This window comes from Amycolatopsis sp. NPDC049868 (assembly GCF_044461365.1).
Classification (GTDB): Bacteria; Actinomycetota; Actinomycetes; order Mycobacteriales; family Pseudonocardiaceae; genus Amycolatopsis.
On the sequence record NZ_JBITKV010000007.1, the window covers coordinates 257462 to 276406 of the forward strand.

Below are 18945 nucleotides of genomic sequence, written 5' to 3' on the forward strand. Positions count from 1 at the left end.
GACTCTCCTCGGCTGTGGTCGACCTGTTTCGGTATCGATCACGAGGGTAGGAGCCGGTACCCGCCGCGGCGACCAACCACGGGTTGACGTCCGGGTGGAATTCCCGGCCTATCGCGCCTCCTGGCGGCGGCGCACCCGATAGCGCAGGTGCAGCACCCGGTCGCCCTGAATCACCACGTCAGGATCCTCCAGCAGGTGCTGCGCGTGGACGGACCCGAAGAAGCGCCTGCCGGACCCGAACACGACGGGTACGACGTCCATCCGTACCTCGTCGACCAGGCCCGCGGCGAGCGCCTGGCCGCCGACATCGCCGGCCGCGACCTCCACGATGCGGTCACCCGCGAGCTCACGCGCCTTGGCGACGGCTGCCTCGACGCCGTCGACGAAGTGGAACGGCGCGCCGGGATCCCAGCCCTCGGGCGCCGGCCGGTGCGTCACGACGACCACGTGGTCGATCCCGCCCGGAGGCTTCCCGTCCCAGCCGTCCGTCAGGTCGAAGACGCGGCGGCCGGCGATCGTCACCCCGACCCGGTCCCAGTACGGCCGGGTGTAGTCGTAGGACGTCCGCGACACCTTGAGCGCGCCGCTCTCGTCCAACGGGACGTCACCACCGGTCAACCAGTCGAACAGCGGCCCGGGCTGGTCGTTCTCGTCCGCGACGAAACCGTCCACCGACACCGAGCCGTACATGACCACCTTGCCCACGGGCTCTCCTCTGCTTCGGGGCTCCCGAAATTAGCGTGCCGTGAGCTGTCGCGCTTGTAAGAAATCAATCGGCGGGCAGTGGCCAGCTGTCCAGCACGTGGCCGGGATGTTCACGCAGGAACCGCCGCCGGACTTCGAGGTACCGCGTCGGGGTGAGCCCGGTGAACGCCCGGAACTCGTGGCCGAAGTGGGCCTGGTCGAAATAGCCGGCGTCACTGGCGAGTTCACCCCAGTCGATCGGTTCGGCGGGGTCGATCCCGAACACGGTGGCGGTGAAACGGTAGGTGCGGGCCAGCCGCTTCGGCGTGACGCCGACGAGTTCCTTGAACCGCTGTGCCAGATGGGTGCTGCTGACACCGGCCGCCGCACTCAGGTCGCCGATCGGCACCGCCCCGCCGGTCGCCGCGATGACGCCGCTCGTATGGCGGACCAGCCCCAGGCCGGAGGTCTCGCACAGCCGTCGCATCAGCTCGTCCTCGAGGAGCGTCAGCATCTCGTGCGGTCCGGGCGCCGTGGCCAGCCGGTCTCGCAGCTCGGCGACTGCGGGCCGTCCCCAAACCTGCTCCAGCGTCACCGGCCGGTCACACAGCTCGGCTGCGGGCATCGGCAGGAACGACGCCGGCCCCCACGGCTTGAAGTGCACGCCGACGGACCGGGTCGGGAGCGGGTAGCCGAACTCGAACGCGCGGGTGGGCATGGTGACCACGCAGCCGTCGGCGTACTCGGCCGTCTCGATCTCGGTGCCGGCGCGGATGCGGAACGGCGCCCCGAGGTTGACGATGAGCAACGCCGACGGCGACGGCGGCAGGGTCAGCCGGGCATACGGCGGCGCCCCCTCCAGGTGGTAGAGGTCGTCGATCAGCCCGTCCAGCGGCGGCCGCGGCACTCTGGACACGTACTCCACGCCTACAGCATCGCCGACGCGCGACGGCATCGCGAGCCCGGCCGTTCACCTGGTGAGTCTCGCGTCGCACCAACACGGGTATTCGGCGTTGGTCCCGCCGCTCACGGTGAGCCGAACGCGGCTGACCCCCGTCACGTCGACGTCAAAGGGAACTCGCGCCGGGTATTCGACCTTCCGTGGCGGGAGGAGCGGATCTCCGGTGGAGGAATATATGGAGAAGTAGGTGATTCCGTCGATCACGTTGTCGTGCCGGGTCTCGTCCGTCAGTCCGAAGACACCGGTGAGTCGCTTGTATGCACCTGGAAGGTTCAGCTCGACGTTATAGGTGCAATTGCCGCAATTCGTGAAGCGATACGAGTAGCTCGATGGGTACTCGTGATTGTCGATCTTCGCAGGCCCTCGCTTCGGCGAGGCGGGCTGGCGGATGAAGCTGCTCTCGGGGAGGTCGCTGAGAAAGACCTGGCCCGAGTTGCCCGCTCCTCGAACTCCGGTCTGATCAGCGGGAGGAATCGTGCCGGTCGCCGATGTGTCCGGCGCCGGCTCGTTCGGAGTGGCCGAGGCGGCCCGCGGTGCCGAGGAAGTCGCACCGCCTTTCGTTTCCTCGGGAGCGTTCGGATACTGCCACGCGGCGTACGCGATGGTGAGACCCAAGAGCGCGATGATCACGCCGGCGGCCGTCCACCATGACTTCGAATGCCATCGCGCCTTGCCGTTCGGGGCGTTCGACCTGTTCGTCAAGCTGTTCTCCGAAAAGATCATCGACCGTGGAATCTCTATGGTGTCCTCTGGTCGCCAGAGCGGCCATCGCCGTTACAACGCTCGCGATTCTTCCGGTCTCTTGTTTCACTTCGGCTGCCCGCGGCGACTCAGACGGTATGAGGTCATCGTCGATCTACGTGGTCGTGGTACTCGCGATCCTGTGCGGGACCGCGTTCACGCGGGTGGATCCGACGTTCGGTGTCGAAGAGGCCGGCACGGTCGCCGTGAGCCTGCCGTTGTTCGGGCCGGCTGAGGTCGATCTGCCGGTGAAGATCCGCGAAACGTCGGAAAAGGCCGTCGACATGGTGGCGCCGAAGCTCGTGTCGTTGAAACGGGATTCGGGAGCCGGGCAGATCACCGTCACCCCGTCGTCGGTCGAGGTGCTCCACGACGGGAAACCGGTGGCGGGTATCCCGCTGGCCGCGTGGGCGCGTGACGACCTGGTCGTCCGGGTCCGCGGACTCGCCGAAGCGGGCACGTACACCGCGCAGATCGCCGTCGGTGCCGCCGCCACGGGGGGCGAGGTGACGACACCGGTGACCGTCAAAGTGCGGAGCAAGGTGGCCGTCGCGTGGCTCCTGATCCTGGCGGGCGTCGCGTTGTCCGCTCTGCTGCGCTATCTGATCGTGACCTATCAGGACGGGCTGCGGGCACGCGCGAGGATCGGCCTGCTGAACCTCCGGCTGCGGCAGACCCGTGACACGCTCGGCGAGCTCGACGAGGACGAAAGGCGTGTGCTGCGGTCCGTCGCGGACCAGATCGATGAACTCGCGGTCCGGCTGGAGGCGCAGGATCGTCCGGCACCCGCTCAGTTCGACGAGTGCGCACGCAAAGTACCCGGCGTGCGGTCCTTTGTGGCCTGTGCCCGCCGTATGTCCGATGTGGACGATCAGAGCGCGCGGAATCTGCTCGACGTTGTCAAACTGTGGCTCGAAACACCGGTCGATGCCGACACCATCGTGCCCCGTCGAGAGGCGGCGGAGAAGGCGCTGACCGACCTGAGCCAGGCGATCAACGCCGCGGCGAGCCCGTTGGGCAGGCAGATCGCCGCGCTGCAGACGGATATCGACCAAGCCCTCGCCGCGGCCCGGAAGGCCGATCGGTCCGACGCCATCGACGCGCTCGAGCCCGCGAAACGGAACCTGCTGGACGCGCGAGCGGCCCTGGCCGCGAACCTCGCCGAGGCGAAGCGGCTGTACGACCAGGCAAGCGCCGTCCGAGGCACCTATGGCGTGAAGATGGGGTCGGCGCGGACGGTTGAGGACGCGACCGTACGCGAGCCGGTGACCGCGGACGCCTCCAACCCACTGCGGGACATAGGAAAGAAGTCGCGCCGCGCGGAGCTGGTCGTCACGATCGCGGTGGCCCTCGTCGCGGTGCTTCTCGGCCAGCAGCTTCTGTACGAGAACCAGCTCGCCTGGGGATCGTCGCTCGACAAGATCGCCGCGTTCCTGTGGGGACTCGGTCTGCATCCGGTGGGCGGGACGGTGTTCGGCGGCATCGAATCGCTGGGCGCCCGCATCAGTGGTGGCTCGGCGAAGGAGTGAGACATGCCCGGGATCGACTATCTGATCAGCAGGCGCCAGGTGCGGATCGACCACGTCGGCGGTGGGGCCCAGGTGCTTTTCGGGGACCTTCAGTGGTTCATCACCGATGCGCAGCTGTCGGGAATGACCGCTGGTGGCGTTCCGGAAGCCTTCCGAGAGCTGAACCTGTCCCTGGGGTCCGGCGCTTTGCCAGTGGTCGAGCTGATCACGAGCGACGACGGCCTGCGCGGGTTGCCTTGGGAGGCGGCACTTCCGGGTCACTTCGTCGTGCGTGCCAGTGCCGTCCAGCCGCGAGTGCTGGGCCAGCCGCTCACCTTGCCGATCCGGATGCTTCAGCTGGACATGACCCGGCGTACGGAGACGGACGGTGTCTTCGGCCTCCGTAACTTCGGTGAAGCGGTGCGGTTCGAGCGGGCGTCGACGTCCGGGCTGGAGCGGTTTCGCATGGTCAGCGGCTGGCCGGGGGTCGACGTGCTGCACGTGACGGGTGCGGGTGACGCGATGATCGCGATCGCGGAGAACGGCGGGGACCCACTGTCCACCCGGCTCTCCGCGCCCGCGGGCTCTCTCGGCTGGCTCGAACGGTTGTGTGCCGAGGCACGGGTTCGGCTGCTCACCTTGGAGGGATACGGCGAGAAGCAGCTGCCGTGGTTGCGCAGGCTCAGCGGGGCACTCGTCGACCGAGGCGGGCCCGCCACGCTGATCGACGGCACCGTGGGGGCCGGCGGTGACAGAACCGGGATCCGGGGTTTCTACATCAGGATGCTGCGCGACATGCCGCTCGAACTGGCACTCGGGTCGGCACCGCCCGACGCCGGGATCTCGCTCACCCTCGGGCGAGGCGCGTCGGACCTGTTGCGTCCCTCGTCCATCGAGACGGGCTTGCGGAACTTGGTGACCGAGTTACGCGGCGGACGGCGGGAGATCGTCGATTTCCTCGAGGACGAGCCGATCGCCCCACCGGTCGATGCGGTGCTCGACACCGAGCATGGCATCGGCTGGTTCGCGGAGAACGATCTCCGGTTCGACCACGAGGCCGGTGGCCTGGTCCCGATGGCGCGCAAGCTCGACGATTTCCGCAGGCTCACCGGGCTCGGCGACCTCGGCGCCCCCGCCGAGCTCAGATTGTGGCGGACGCCGGAGTCGGCGCCCGGCCGGCGCTACCTCAATGTCGCGCTGAACGACGACGGGGAGCCGTTGCTCGTCGGGCGCGAGTACCTGTTGTCGGTGGACATCGGCCCGAAGGACCCGCTTTCCACGCCGATCGGGGCATTGGCCTTGCTGGAGGAGGTTTTCGCCTGGGAACCGGGCGCCAGCGGGGCCTGGGCGGAGGCCGCCTTGACCTCGCTGGGGCTGGAGGTGATCGGCGATCCGGTACAGCAGGTGTGGATTCCGCGGGCCGGGCCGAGTCAGCGGGTGCTCTTCACCGTCACCCCCACGGTCGCCGGGGTCTGTGCGGCGAGGTTGTGTCTCTACGTCAACCAGAATGTCGTGCAGTCCGTGAAGATCGCCGCCCGGTGTGTGCGGGCGACCGGCGAGGCACCGCCGCCGGTCACGGAACTGGCGCGGTCGCTCGGCCTGCCCGATGACGCGATCGGGGACGTCGTGGTGGCGGCCCATGTCGAGTACGTCCTGCATGCGTTGGAGACCGGAACACCGTCACGCACGCTGAGTCTCGTGGTGAACGACAACCGGGGTGTCGCGGTCACGACGGTGAAGGGCGAGGATGTCTTCGGCGTTTACCTGGCCGAGGGGCTGGAAGATGTCGTCGAAAAGGTACGCGTGGTGCTCGAAGACATTTCCGGACCACGCGACGCCGACGGCGAGCAGCCGCTGTACGCGTTCGGGGACGGGACCGACGCCAATGCCGGCAGCCATCAATGGTTCGCCAAGAGCACTCAGGACCTCGCGAAGATCGGCTGGAAACTCTACGTCGAAGTGTTCAAGCGGGACCGCGCGAAACTGCGGAACCTGTTGAAGGACAACGACGGACGGATCAGCGTGGCGCACGTGCTCCTCGATCACGTGATCCCGTGGGCAGTGGCCTACGACCGCGAGTTCACGCCGGAACTCGATGAAGACGCGTCAGGCGACAAACTCGAAGTCGGGACGTGCCTGGCGGGTATGCCTCAGGCTGACGGAACCTTTCCCGCCCAAGGATGCGGCGTGCACCCGTCGTGCCTGCTGCACGATCGGGCCTACGCCGAGCACACTGTCGCGTGCCCGCGTCATTTCTGGGGATTCCGCCATCAGATCGAACTGCCCGCGCAACAGTCGAACGACGGCGCGGCGCCCGCGAGCGCGCCCGCGCAGGTGCGGGCGGGGCAGTTGCCCTTGATGACGATCGGTATGCACGGCGGGCTGAGATTCGTCGACCGGCATTTCGCCGAACTCGAGTACGCCGTCGGCGAATCCAGCAGGCCGGCGAAAATGGAGGAACCGCGCTTCCGCCGCAACCAGGTGATCCACGACCTCAAGCGCACGGATCAGGACGTCATCTACCTCTATTGTCACGCCGAGGGCGGATACGGCACGAATATCGATGAACCCGCGTTCCGCGTGCGGCGGAAGACGACACCCGGGGATTTGGGGGACCCGCCGGAGGAGGACCCGATCTGGGTGGAACACGTCGCGGGCGACTTGTGGCCGCACAACCCGCTGATCGTGCTGAACGGTTGCCGCACGGCCGCGTTCCGGCCCAACGCGTTGTCGAAGTTCATCGCCGAATTCGTCTACGCCAGGGGAGCGGGCGGTATCCTCGCCACCGAGATCGCGGTCTTCGAGGAACTGGCATCCGAGATCGGCACCCGGTTCGTCCGCGACTTCCTCGACGGCAAAAGCGCCGGCCAGTCCCTGCAACTGATCAGACGCGACCTGTTGCGCAGGCGAAACCCGCTGGGACTGGCCTATACGTTGTACGCGACGATGGATTTCCATCTGGGCGGAGACGCGCCGGGAACACGCACGACGACCCAGAGCCACGCCACCGCGGGAGGCGGCGCGCGAACCGGACCGGAACCGGTCCTCGTCACCGTGTTCGCCTGAATCGGATCTTGCGGCAGACTTACGGTATGACATCACGCGACCAGGCCGACACGGAAAACCGGACCGGGGAAGCGCGGATTCGGCAGATCGGCCAACGACAACGGATACTCGCCGCGGCGCGGCAAGCGTTCACCGAGATCGGCTATCCTGAGACGTCGATGCGGGGTATAGCCCAAGCCGCGGACGTCAGCTTGGGCACCGTGTATCGGTTTTTCCCTGGAAAGCCGGAAGTCCATCGAGAAGTCCTCGGTATCGCCGGCGACGAATTGCTCAGTAGTATCGCGAACGCGATCACCGTCGGCGGCGGACGCGAATCGAAGATCGCCGCGGCGGTGCATGCCGGCTTCGAAGGCTTCAGCGAAGGTGGTCCTGCCTCGCTGCTGGTGATGTCCAGCGCAGACCGCGACCCTGAGACTCAGGCGAGGCTCGACGGGATATGGAGGTCGATCGCGGGGACCATTCTGGAAGTGGCGATCCGGGGCGCTGTGATCGAACGTGAGGAGGTCGACGTCCTCAATGCGGTGCTTGTCGGTGCGCTCAAGGAGACAGTGCGACTTTGGTCGGAAAATCATCTGAACGTCCAGCGTTCGTCCGCCGAAAGGATACTGACCGACATCATCTGGAGTTGCGTTCGCAGGATGCTGGGAGACCTGGACGACGGCGCGCTCGCGGAACTGGACGACGGGGAAGCGAACGCGAGGGCCGGACGTCGCCACCTGGTCCAGCGGGTACCGGCAGCGGACCCGCGAGTCGCCCAGCCGGTTCCCGTGTCCATCTACCTGGAATCAGGCGCGAATGCGGTCGAGGTCCAAGCAGCGGTACGGGCCATCCTGAACACCCATGGGATCGACGTCGTCGAACCCGGAGAACCGATCATCGGGTCCTGGTTTCGGTTGATGCTGGGACGCACCAAGAAGACCTTGACGTCCGAGCAGATGGCGGACCTCATGGCCAGGGTGGAACGGGCGATCGAACTGCAGGTGCTGCACAAGCCGCAGGCCGAGATCAACGCCGCGGAGCTGGACGGCGTGGCGAAACTCGTCACCGCTCTCGGCAAGGAGCAGAACGCCTGCGTTCAGATCGGCTCGGTGTTCCTGCTCAAAGTCGACGGGACCATCGTCTCCCGTACCGTTTCACAGCGCGAAATGGCTTTCCTGGAACGGAATTCCGGCCTCCTGAGCACGCCACGCGAAGTGCTGGGCGCGCTGGAGAGGGCGGCCGCCGAAGCCGCCGAGGCGGACAAGGTCAGTATCGAGGACGGCGCCGTCCACCTCAGCATGCAACGGCCGGACCATCGCGGCCGCGTGGGCCTGACGATCTCGGTCGGAGACGGCGTGACCACCGCGTACGAGGTGGGCTTCGACGCGGTGAACGGACCGGTTCCGGTGTCTTCCGGAGCGACTCATGTGCGAGCGCATCAGGACAAGGCCGTGATCCGGGCCGAAGGGGTGACCGTCACGGTTCGGCGGCTGTCGGAACCCGACCGGCGCTACGAACTCCTCATCGCCTCCGGAAGCGGCCGCGCGACCAGCTATGAACTGGATTTCTCGCGACCGAACAGGTGACCGGTTCGAATCGGTTCAGCCGAGGTGGTCGTTCGCTCCGCTGACCCACTCGACGTAGCGCTCGGCCGAGCGCCGCACAGCGGCCTTCGCGTCAGCCTGCAGAGTGGCGCCTGTCAGAGCGTAGAGCCGGTCGAACTCGTAGGGCTCCAGCCGGTTCAGGAGCCGCTCGACCAGGCCGGCCGAGAGCGGGATCTGGTTGGGATAGCTGCGCATGAAGGTCACCCAGCCCGCCGCGGCCACCGGGACGATGGTGTCGCCCACCAGCAGCGAGCCGCCGTTCGCGGCGACATGGGCGACCGCGGCACCGGGGAAATGACCGCCCGCTTCGACGAGTGTGACGCCGGGCAGGATCTCTTCGGAGCCGCGCCATTCGCGGATCACCGGATCTTCCCGCCGCACCCATCGCCGGTCGGCGGAATGCACGAGGACCGGGACGTTCCCGAGGTGGTGGCTCAGGCTCACCTGCGAGCCGTACATATGCGGGTGGCTCGCCACGATCGCGGCCGCCCCGCCGAGTTCGGCGATCTTGTCGAGCAGGGGCTCATCGAGTGCGTTCGGCGGGTCCCACAGCAGGTTGCCCTGGCCGGTCCGGACGAGATAGGTCCATTGGCCGATCGCGAACTCCGGCTCGCGGTGCAGGCGGTGAATACCCGGCTCCGGCTGCTCGTGGACCAGTTTGTGCGGATCCGCGGCGAGCTCTTCCGCGGTGGTCCAGGACTGGCCGGACGCGCGGACGTATTGGCGTTCGTCCGCGCAGATCCGGCAGATCCCGGCCGGAGGTGTGCGGGTGTCGGGGTGCTCGACGCCGCAGGTCCCACAGATCCAGATCGTCATGCGGCCAGGATGGAATCTCCAGTTCGCTGGAGGTCAAGGCCTTCGGTCTACTCCTTGCGGCCGCTGACCGCCAGGCCGACACCGAGCCCGACCATCGTGAGCCCGGCCGCTCCGCCGACCAGGTCCAAGCGCCGCGCCGAGCGGGCGAACCAGGACCGGACGGCTCCCGCCGCCACACCCCAGACGGAATCCATCGCCAGGGCGATCACGGAGAACACCGCACCGAGGATCACCATCTGGAGGCCGGCCCGCCCGGCGGAGGGGTCGACGAACTGGGGCAGGATCGCCGCGAAGAACACCACGCTCTTGGGGTTGGTGACGCCGACGATGAACCCCTGCAGCAGTGTGCGCCCGCCGCTGATCGGCGCCGCCTGCGCCTCGAAGGCCTCCCGCAGTGCCCGGCGGTGCCGGATCGCCTGGATACCGAGGTAGATCAGGTACGCGGCGCCGGCGAACTTGATCACGGTGTAGATCACGGCGGAGGTCTGGATGATGACGCCTACCCCGATGGCGACGGCCGTCGCGGCGACGAAGCTGCCGATCGCCCCGCCGATCACGGTCATCAGCGCGGTCCGCCTGCCGTAGGCCAGGGCGCGGCTGATCGCGAACAGCACGGCGGGGCCCGGGATGAGGATCAGGACGAACGACGCGAGCGCGAATGCGGCCAGACGATCAGGCGATGGCATGGGGCCACGGTAGCCGATTCGGTGGCGATCTCTGGCAAGCTCGGACCCACTGGCGCAAGGGGAAGGGGAAGTCCTGTGCGTATCGGGATCGTGGTCGCGGCCGATCGTGAGGTGGCGGAGCTGGCCGTGCGGGCCGAAGAACTCGGGTTCAGCAGCTTCTGGGTGTACGACACGCCGATGGTCCACGGTGATCCGTTCGTGGCGCTGAGTTCGTGTGCGCGGGTGACCAGCCGCATCAAACTCGGGATCGGGGTGACGTCACCGGCGTTGCGGTCGGCTCCGGCCGCCGCGAGCGGGTTCGCCAGCCTCAACGCGCTGGCACCGGGCCGGATCGTCTGCGGTGTCGGCACGGGGAACACCGCCCGGCGCACCCTGGGCATGCCGCCGGCCACGACGGCCGAACTGGAGGCGTTCACCGTCGCACTCCAAGGGCTGTGCGCCGGGTATCCGGTCGAGTACCGCGAAGGTGACAGGGTGCGCGACGTCCGGTTCCTGCATGCCGGGCAGGCGGTGAACACCGCCGACCCGATCGAGTTCGTGGTGGCCGCGCTGGGACCGAAAGCCGCCGCGGTCGCCGGCCGGCGCGATGCCGGTCTCGTCTCATTCGGTCTTCTCGATCCCGCGGCCTGGCAGGCGTTGCACGCGGCTCGCGGAGACACGCCCCACGCCCGCGATTCGTACCTGATGACCGCGCTGCACATCCTCGACGACGGCGCCGACCCCTACGGTGACCCGGCCCGGGACGCGGTGGGTCACGTCGTGTTGTCGTTGCTGGCCTTCGCCGCCGATACCCCGTCGGCCGCCAGTGGCCTCGGTGCGGAGGAACGCGACGCCGTGCGCCGCCTGCTCGACCGGCGTGGCACCACGGCCACCGCGCCGGACCGGTACACCAAGCTCTATCAGGGCTACCTGGAACGCATCGCGACGACGGACCGGGACCTGATCACACCGTCGCTGATGGACGCCTTGACCCTGGTCGGTACCCCGGACGATCTTCGCTCACGCATCGCCGCACTGGCCGAAGCCGGTATCGACGAGATCGTCGTCCAGCCGGTGGTCGACCCGCCGAGGGAGATGGCCGAGCTCGCCGAACTGACCAGCGGCGGGTCACCGGGCCGACAGCTTTGAGGACGTCGTCGAATTCCGGCAAGACCGATCGCGCCAGGTCTTGAGCTGACGCTCGTCCTCCACGTCTCTGTGTCGCGGGCGAGCCGTCGCAGCGTAGTCGACGACTCGTGTGCTGGCTTCGAAGCAACTCACCGGTCCACGATGTCCCCTCAGATCGGCGTTCGGTTGATCGCGATCAAATGGCTGCTAAGCCCGAGCAGTGCGGGTTCGCTTTCGACGGCTCTGGTGAAGTGGAGGACAACGTCGCGGTTCGCCGGGCGGTCCCACCGGTCGGCGAGCTGTGGCAGCCAGCCCGCGAGTCCTTCGACACCCACCACGTCAAGCAAGTTGAGTCCTGTATCGAGGCATTCTTGACGCAATTCATCGGGGTGGTGGAAGTAGCCGGTGGTGAACCAATGGGGATGGCCGCCGTCGTTGCGGTGCTGACCGGATGCCAAGTCGGTGCTCACTATCCGCTGGAATTCCGGGTCGAAGAGGAAGCCGCGCGCCAGGCCGTCGAATAGCGATGCGAAGCGTGAGATCGCCGCGACGAATACCCATCCGCCTGGGCGGACCGCGCGACCGGCCTCACGCAAGGCCGCAAGACGGTCATCGCGGTCGGTGAGGTGGTAGAGGGGGCCGAGCAGGAGCGCGGCGTCGAAGCTTCCGTCCGGCACCGGCAACCTCCGGGCGTCAGCCAAAGCCGCTGTCATCCCAGGTGTCTTGGCGGCAAGTTGCCGAGCAGCGGCGACATGCTCCGGGACGATGTCGAACAACGTCACCTGATGGCCGTCCGCGGTGAGCCAGGCGGCGTGTGTTCCGGTGGCTCCGCCGATATCTAGTACGCGCAGGGCGCTGGCCGGCAGATGCCGTCGTACGATCTCCTGGGTCCGTACGAACTCGAGACGGCCGGACGCCTCGGTGAGTCGTGCTCCCTCATCGGTCGATCGGTAATGCTGGACGATCTCGTGCGGTAGTTCCGTCACCACGCGAATCCTACGGTCGGCTTCCAGGCGGTGCACCGGAATATCCGGCCGGGACAACATGGGCCGAGTCCGCGACTCGGGCACAATGGCCGCATGGCGGATCTTCAGTGGGACGAGGTCAAGAACTTCTTCGACCCTGATCTGATGGGTGCGCTTCCCGACGTGTTCGTCCCGGGTACCTCCGCGGAGGACTGGCAGAGGGTGTTCGACCTGGCCCAGGCGCGCGGTTGGCAGCGGGAATTCCGGCAGGGCGACATGACGCTGCCCTTGCCTTCAGCGGCCGAGGTGCTTGCTCGCCCGTCCGATGCCGAACTGGTGGAGCTGAAGATCTGGCCGGTTCCAGGGGTGCTCGCGATCTTCCGTATCAGGGTGGCCGAGGAGATCGACTTCGACATCGACTTGCGGGAGCTACCGGGGCAGACCGGAGTCGACATCTTGTGCGGGTTCCTCACCGACATCGGGCGGGAGCTGGGAAAGCCGGTTCTCATGACGCCGGAGGGCGGAAGCCAGGACCATCCGGTCCTCGGGTTCGATCCGGCACACGACCGAGTCGTGTTGCTGGCCGAGCCGCTGTAAGCAGTTACGGTCGGGTGCTGTCCGACCAGGACGCCATCAGCGCGCGTTCGCCGTCCCAGGGACGACGAGAAACTGCTGCTCGCGCCCTCTTTTGTGTCTCACGTCGACGGGCCCCCTTGTGCACGGCCGAACGGTCCGGCAAGACTTTGGACTTGTACGGCTACGAGGGGGGATCCCGTGGCAGATCGGGGGCACGGGAAAGTCCGAACGAATTCCGGAAATCTCACTTTTCGCTCTCGCCGCGGAGTCCCTGCCGAATTGTCACCACTTCGAAAGGAAATCGCATGCGAGCCATTCGCTTCATCGGTGCCACCTGCGCCGCCGTCGCCATCACCACCGTCCTCGGCGGCTCGGCCCAGGCAGCGGAACAACCGGCCGGCCGAGCCGACGCGGAGAAGTCCTTCTGCATGGACCGCGCCGGGTACTTCCGGGACAGCGGCAAGGGCAAGACCGTCAAGGGGCGCTACACCATCGTCCAAACCGAGAGCATCGCGGACGTGCAGGCCGCCGGCTACGCCGAGGACATCTCGACGGGCGACCGGGTCGTCGTCCAGCGCAGCCACCAGAAGTTCGAGATGCGCGACAAGCCCTGGTACCCGGACGACAGCCTGATCGGCGACAACTACGGATCCTGCCGCAGTCCGAAGGCGACCTGGTACGACGCCAACGTGCGGGACTGGATCAAATCGCCCGCCGTGGCACTGCAGATCTGGGAAACGATCTACAGCTACGCGGTGCGCAGCTGTGTCGAAACGCCAGGGGGATACCGGGGCTGCACCGCCTGGTACGTCGACCACCTCTGACAGCTAGCCGAAGATCCGGGCGCGCAGTTCCTTCACCGTCTGGGCCGAAGCGATCAGGTCCAAGGTGTCGAAATGCAGCGACCAGGCCGTGCCGGTCGCGGTCTTCACCGTCCGCTCGACCAGGCTGAAGGAGATCGTGCGTGGGTCGGCGCCGCCCAGCGCCACGGCGGTGCCGACCCACTCCCGGTACTCGGTGCCGTCCGCGGAAACGGTGGCCCGCGGCTCCAGCGCGACGTCACGGACCGCGCCGAACAACCGGTCCAGGTATTCGGTCATGGCCCGGCGGCCGAAGATCGGCTCGGCCAGGCCGGGACCCCGCAGGGTCGCCGTACCGTCCACCCCGGCGACCAGGATCCCCGCTGTTTCCCGGTTCCACGCCAGTTGCCGGACCCGCGGTGGCAAGGGGATCGCCGGGGCCGGATCGGTCGCCGACGCGGTGATCCCCTCGAAGAGGTTCCGCAGCGGGTTCGCCGGATCTTCCACCGGGCGGAATATGTCGACCTGATCCCAGAACCGCCTGCCGTCCTGTACCCGGGCAGGATCCTTGCCCGCGGCGGGATCGCCGAGGACGAGCCGGTGCATTGTCTTGAAGGAGACCGGTTTCCCCTTGACAGTGCCGGTGTTGAGCGCCTCGACGAAGACGACCCTGCCGTCGGGGCCGGAGGTGACGGTCTCCGGGACGAAGACATAGTCCGGGACCAACCTCAGCACGCCCTCGATCTGGCTCCTGATGCCCGCCCAGTCCCGCGGCGTTTCGAACCCGCTGTCCCACAAGCGCGCCGTCCCGTCTTGGACGAACAGGTTCAGGTACGCGTCGACATCCTGGGCGTTTCTTCCCCAGGCGCGGTAGGCCTCCATGAACCGCTCCACGTTCGCGGGCCTGTCAAGGGATTCGGCGTTCGCAGGAGTCGCGAGAACGACGCAGGACAGAACGGCCGCCGCGAGGGCGGGCAAGAGCCGTGAAACCTTCATGGCCGAAGGATCATCGAGACGGGGGACCGCTGTCGATTACCTCCGAGGTAAGCGGGGAAGCGGTGTGCCGGAGATCGCGACACTCGGCGTAATCCTTCAGCACCAAGGCGTTCGCCGCTTCCCGGATCGGGCGGGCCATCTGCTCCAGGACGCGGTTGCGGCCGGGGAGGTAGGGCATCAGTTTGATCATCCGGGTGTTGAACCACGCGAACGCCCGCGACCGCGGGAGGATCCCGCGTAGCGCGGTCTTCGCCAGAGCCTGGTTCTTCTCGACGTACGGGCGCATTTCCGCTTCGTAGCGGGACAACGCCATCGTGAAGTCGCCCGACGCCGCCAGCTCGCCCGCCAGGACATACGCGCCGACAAGGGCCAGACTCGTGCCCTGTCCCGAGGCGGGCGACGGGCAATAACCCGCGTCACCGAGGAGGGTGACGCGTCCGGCCGAAAAGCGGTCCATGCGGATCTGGCACACCGGGTCGAAGTAGAAGTCGCCCGCCTCGCGCATGGCATCGAGCAACGCCGGGATCTCCCAGCCCAGCTCGGCGAACTGGCGGGCGACGAGGTTCTTCTGGCCTTCGACGTCCCGCCGGTCGTAAGGCAGCGGCGGGGCGCTGAACCAGAACGCGGCCTTGGCGTCGTCGGCGCGCGCGGTGCTGTAGACGTTGACCATCTTGCCGGGCGCCGCCGAATGCAGCAGTTCCCAGCGGTCGAGCTCGAAGGTGTTGGGAACGGTGGAGATCGAGACGTAGGCGTCGAACCGGTGCAGGAAGTCCTCCTCCGGCCCGAAGGCGAGCGCGCGGACGCCGGAGTGCAGCCCGTCGGCGCCGACGACGAGGTCGAACCGGCGCGGGGCGCCGTGGGCGAACGTCACGTCGACGCCGTCGGAACGCTGTGCCAGCCCGGTGATCCAGTCGCCGAAGACGTACTCGGTGCTCTCCCGGGTGGCCTCGTACAGGATCTTCGCCAGGTCGCCGCGGAGGATTTCGGTGTCGTCGCCGTGGCGGAAGCCGAAAGTGTCGGCGTCGAGCGTGGCGAGCCGCTTGCCTCGTTTGTTCACGAAGGCGGCGCCTTGCATGTCGGTGCTCGTCGCGTGCACCTGGTCGAGCAGGCCCATCCGGCGGACGACGTCGACGGCGACGCCACGGATGTCGACCTTGTAGCCGCCTTCGCGCGGGCTCGGGGCCCGTTCGACGACGGTGGCGCTGAAGCCGTGGCGGTGCAGCCACCAGGCGAGGGCGGGCCCGGCGACGCCGGCGCCGGAGATCAGGATGTTCTTCGTCATGTCCGGCAGCGTGGGCGTGCCCGCTGACCGGTCACGAACCGAGCGCGAACCGCCGCTGACCGAGTTCGTGGATCGCCTGGTCAGGAGGCATTTCCCGGCCGCGGGCGAAGGCGCCGGAGTAGGCATCCGCGCCGATGCGGGCCCGGACGCGGTCCACCACTCCGTCGACATCGGCGTCCCCGGCGACGGGTGCGCCGCGCAGCCCGACCGCCACGCCGAGCAGGAACGCCGCCCGCTCGTCTTCGTCACGTGCGGCGAGAATCCCGGCCAGCCCCTCGATCGCGTGTGCCGCGCCGGGCAGGTTCGCGTATTCCAGCGCGGTGGCGAGCGCCTCCTGGTGCAGCTCGGTCGCCGCGTCGAGGTCGCCGACGGCGGCCATCGTCCAGCCGAAGCCGGTGTGCAGCCGGATCCGTGTCTCGCCGCCGGTCACCGGGCCGGTGGCCAGGCCGATCGCGGCGGAGTACCAGTGCCGGGCCGTGGCCAGGTCGCCCTCGCGGCGCGCGATCTCGCCCAGGCCGCCCCTGGCCCGGGCGAGCGTCAGCGGGTTGCCACGCGCCTGGTCGGCGGCGGCTTCGTAGTCGGCTTTCGCGGCCTCGGTGTCACCCGCGCGCAGGACGCCGTCCGCGCGGCGGCAGAGCAGATCGGCGGCGTCTTCGAAGGAACCGAGTTCCGCGGCCAGCCGCACGGATTCGTCCATCAGCTCGCGGAACCGGAGGTGGTCGCCGCGCCAGTCCGCGAACTCGGCGAGCTTTTCCAGCGTGCTCGCCGTGCCCCAGCGGTCACCCAGTTCGCGGAACCCGGCCAGTGCCGCGGCGAAGTGCGTCTCGGCCTCGGCGATCCGGCCGTCGTACTGCGCGCCGAGGCCGTCACTGGTCCGCGCGAACGCCCGCGACCAGCGGTCCCCGCCGATGAGCGCGGCGAGCCGTTCACCCTCCTTCACCTTGGGGTGCGGGGAAAACGCCCACAGCAGGAACAGGTACGGGTACCGCAGCGGACCGTCGAGCCGTCGCAGGATCGGTTCGATCCCGACGTCGGTGGCCGACGCGTGGACGAGACCGAGGGCGTATTCCTCGGCCAGCCCCGGCGGCGGTTCGGGGCCGATGGCGGCGAGCGCGGCGTCCGCGAACGGCGTCGCCTCACCGCGCAGGCCACGCAGCCACCAGTACCAGGTCAGGGCCGCGATGAGCCGCAGGGCGAGGTCAGGGGCGGCGGTCACGCTCCAGCGCAGGGCGGCGTGCAGCTCGGCGTGCTCGGCACTCAGTTCTTCCAGCGCCACGAGCTGGTCCGCGCCGCGCAGCTTCGGTTCGGACGCGAGTGCGAGACTGAGGAAGTACTCGGCGTGCTCGGCGCGCCGGTCTTCGCCATGCTCGGCGCAGAACGCGCGAATGGTCTCCAGCATCCGGTACCGGCCGCCGTCGAACTCGACGAAGGACTTCTCGACCAGCCCGGCCAGCACGCCTTCCGCGTCGGGCACGGCGCAGACGCGTTCGACGGCGCCGAGCCTCGCGCCACCGGCGAACACCGCGAACCGGCCGGCCAGCCGCTGTTCTCGCGGGTCGAGGAGAGCCCAGCTCCACTCGACGACGCCGCGCAGGGTCCGGTGCCGCGGTTCGGCGGTCCGTTCGCCGCGGGACAGCAGCCCGAACCGGTCGCCGAGCCGGGCGGCCACATCGGCGGCGGACAAGGTCCGCAACCGCGCCGCGGCGAGCTCGATCGCCAACGGCAGACCGTCGAGCCCGGCGCAGATACGGGCCACGGCGGCCGGGTCCGGCGCTTGATCGGGAGCGACCGCCGCTGCCCGTTCGGTGAACAACCGGGCGGCGGCGTCCGCGGGCAGGGGACCGACCGGCACCAACGTTTCACCGGTCAGGCCCAGCGCTTCGCGGCTGGTGACGAGCATCCGCAGACCCGGGCACTCCGACAGCAGCCGCCGCACCAGTCGCGCGGCTTCGGCGACGACGTGTTCACAGTTGTCGAGGACGAGCAGGGGCGACCGGTCGGCGAGCCCGGCGACCAGGCGGTCGGCGGGATCCGAAACCGCTCCCGGCGTCAGGACACCTTGTTCGCGCAGGCCCAGCGCGGCGAGGACGGTGGGCGCGACCTCGGTCACCGTGGCGAGTTCGACGAAGCAGACTTCGCTGCTCTCTCGGGCCGTCACTTCGACGGCGAGCCGCGTCTTGCCCGCTCCGCCTGGCCCCGTGAGCGTGACGAGCCGCGTCTTCCCGAGCGCGGCGACGAGCCGGTCGAGTTCGTCGCGGCCGACGAAACCCGTGAGCGGTACGGGAACCCGGCGGGCAGGCGACCCTCGCAAGACGGCGGTGTGCGCGTCGGAGAGTTCCGCCGACGGGTCGGCGCCCAGTTCGTCGGCGAGGCGGTCGCGGGCCTCGGCGAACACGGCGAGCGCCTCGGCGGACCGGCCGCTGCCGTGCAGGGCGCGTACGAGCTGGGCGGTGAGCCGTTCCCGCAGCGGGTGTTCCCGTGCGAGCTCACGGAGTTCGGCGACGAGCTTTTCGTGATGTGCCAAGGCGAGCCCGGCCTCGACGCGGTCCTCGATCGCGGCCAGCCGCAGTTCGGCGAGCCGGGCCGCGCGCGGCGGGTCGGCGAGCCCGTCGAGGGCGGGCCCCCGCCACAGCGCCAGCGCTTCGGTGAAGAGCGCGAGTTTCGTGCCCGGTTCGGCGGTCTCCCGTGCCTGGGCGGTGAGACGTTCGAAACGGTGGAGGTCGACGTCCTGCGGGTCGACGGCCAGCCGGTATCCGGCGGGGGTGAATTCGACGAGCCCGTCGGGCGCGCCGCCGTCCTTCAACCGCCGCCGGAGCCGGGAGACCTGGGACTGCAGGGCTTCGGCGGCGCCCTCGGGCGGGTGGTCGCCGTGCAGGCCGTCGATCAGCCGGTCGGCGCTGACGATCCGCCCGGCGTCGAGCGCGAGGAGCGCGAGCAGGCCCCTCAGCTGCGGCCCGCCGAGCGCGACGGGTGTCCCGTCGGGACGGCTGGCCTCGACCGGCCCGAGGATGGCGAACTGCACGCCGTCGATTCTGGCCCACCGAAGCCGGGCTCTGTTAACGGCCGCGCCGAAATTCGGCAACACACGGAAACCCGGCCGTCACGACCGGGCGGGCGGGCGGAAACGAGGCGTTCGTAGCTTCTGGCTTCCGTCCCCGGCGCTCTGGAGGAGAC

Annotated in this window: 15 protein-coding genes; 6 read left to right on the forward strand and 9 right to left on the reverse strand. The window is 68.6% G+C overall.

Translation table 11 applies throughout. The features are described 5' to 3' along the window. Positions 1-108: 108 nt before the first annotated feature. The 3 genes from ACIBTM_RS28190 to ACIBTM_RS28200 all read right to left on the reverse strand — a co-directional run bounded on the left by ACIBTM_RS28190 (position 109) and on the right by ACIBTM_RS28200 (position 2368). Positions 109-705 carry a dihydrofolate reductase family protein gene (locus ACIBTM_RS28190; RefSeq protein ID WP_395880161.1) on the reverse strand — a complete coding sequence of 199 codons (597 nt, stop codon included), beginning with the start codon at positions 703-705 and terminating at the stop codon, positions 109-111. A gap of 64 nt (positions 706-769) precedes the next feature. Beyond that, positions 770-1591 (reverse strand): AraC family transcriptional regulator, encoded by an 822-nt coding sequence (locus tag ACIBTM_RS28195; protein WP_395880329.1) that lies wholly within the window; start codon positions 1589-1591, stop codon positions 770-772. Positions 1592-1654: 63 nt separating this feature from the next. Continuing rightward, positions 1655-2368: an NPCBM/NEW2 domain-containing protein gene (locus tag ACIBTM_RS28200; RefSeq protein ID WP_395880162.1), complete on the reverse strand. Its 714-nt coding sequence runs from the start codon at positions 2366-2368 to the stop codon at positions 1655-1657. Positions 2369-2484: 116 nt separating this feature from the next. Here ACIBTM_RS28200 and ACIBTM_RS28205 point away from each other — a divergent pair, with 116 nt between their 5' ends. From ACIBTM_RS28205 to ACIBTM_RS28215, 3 genes are all read left to right on the forward strand, one after another. Continuing rightward, positions 2485-3915, forward strand: a complete 1431-nt coding sequence (locus tag ACIBTM_RS28205; protein ID WP_395880163.1) for a hypothetical protein — start codon at positions 2485-2487, stop codon at positions 3913-3915. 3 nt (positions 3916-3918) lie between these two features. Then, on the forward strand, positions 3919-6960 hold the full coding sequence (locus ACIBTM_RS28210; protein WP_395880164.1) for a hypothetical protein: 3042 nt from the start codon (positions 3919-3921) through the stop codon (positions 6958-6960). A 638-nt stretch (positions 6961-7598) separates the two neighbouring features. Beyond that, entirely contained in the window at positions 7599-8525 is a 927-nt protein-coding gene (locus ACIBTM_RS28215) for a hypothetical protein (RefSeq protein ID WP_395880333.1), read from the forward strand. A 15-nt stretch (positions 8526-8540) separates the two neighbouring features. Here ACIBTM_RS28215 and ACIBTM_RS28220 read toward each other — a convergent pair whose 3' ends face one another. After that, entirely contained in the window at positions 8541-9359 is an 819-nt protein-coding gene (locus ACIBTM_RS28220) for a hydrolase (RefSeq protein WP_395880165.1), read from the reverse strand. Positions 9360-9406: 47 nt separating this feature from the next. Continuing rightward, a complete protein-coding gene (locus ACIBTM_RS28225; RefSeq protein WP_395880166.1) occupies positions 9407-10045 on the reverse strand; it encodes a LysE family translocator in 639 nt (212 codons plus the stop codon). 75 nt (positions 10046-10120) lie between these two features. On the opposite strand from ACIBTM_RS28225, the gene ACIBTM_RS28230 reads away from it, so the two are divergent. Next, on the forward strand, positions 10121-11173 hold the full coding sequence (locus ACIBTM_RS28230) for an LLM class flavin-dependent oxidoreductase (RefSeq protein ID WP_395880167.1): 1053 nt from the start codon (positions 10121-10123) through the stop codon (positions 11171-11173). Positions 11174-11322: 149 nt separating this feature from the next. On the opposite strand, the gene ACIBTM_RS28235 is transcribed toward ACIBTM_RS28230, so the two are convergent. Continuing rightward, on the reverse strand, positions 11323-12138 hold the full coding sequence (locus tag ACIBTM_RS28235; RefSeq protein WP_395880168.1) for a class I SAM-dependent methyltransferase: 816 nt from the start codon (positions 12136-12138) through the stop codon (positions 11323-11325). Positions 12139-12231: 93 nt separating this feature from the next. Between ACIBTM_RS28235 and ACIBTM_RS28240 the strand changes: the two genes are divergently transcribed. Continuing rightward, a complete protein-coding gene (locus ACIBTM_RS28240) occupies positions 12232-12714 on the forward strand; it encodes a hypothetical protein (protein ID WP_395880169.1) in 483 nt (160 codons plus the stop codon). 284 nt (positions 12715-12998) lie between these two features. Beyond that, positions 12999-13517 (forward strand): hypothetical protein, encoded by a 519-nt coding sequence (locus ACIBTM_RS28245; protein WP_395880170.1) that lies wholly within the window; start codon positions 12999-13001, stop codon positions 13515-13517. A gap of 3 nt (positions 13518-13520) precedes the next feature. Here the strand turns inward: ACIBTM_RS28245 and ACIBTM_RS28250 are convergent, their stop codons facing one another. From ACIBTM_RS28250 to ACIBTM_RS28260, 3 genes are read right to left on the reverse strand one after another with little or no spacing between them, the layout of a single operon-like run. Beyond that, positions 13521-14489 carry a nuclear transport factor 2 family protein gene (locus tag ACIBTM_RS28250; RefSeq protein WP_395880171.1) on the reverse strand — a complete coding sequence of 323 codons (969 nt, stop codon included), beginning with the start codon at positions 14487-14489 and terminating at the stop codon, positions 13521-13523. A 10-nt stretch (positions 14490-14499) separates the two neighbouring features. Continuing rightward, positions 14500-15771, reverse strand: coding sequence for an FAD-dependent monooxygenase (locus ACIBTM_RS28255; protein ID WP_395880172.1), 1272 nt, complete (start codon positions 15769-15771; stop codon positions 14500-14502). Positions 15772-15802: 31 nt separating this feature from the next. Then, complete coding sequence (locus ACIBTM_RS28260) at positions 15803-18793, reverse strand: BTAD domain-containing putative transcriptional regulator (RefSeq protein WP_395880173.1); 2991 nt, start codon at positions 18791-18793, stop codon at positions 15803-15805. Between the last annotated feature and the right edge of the window lie 152 nt (positions 18794-18945).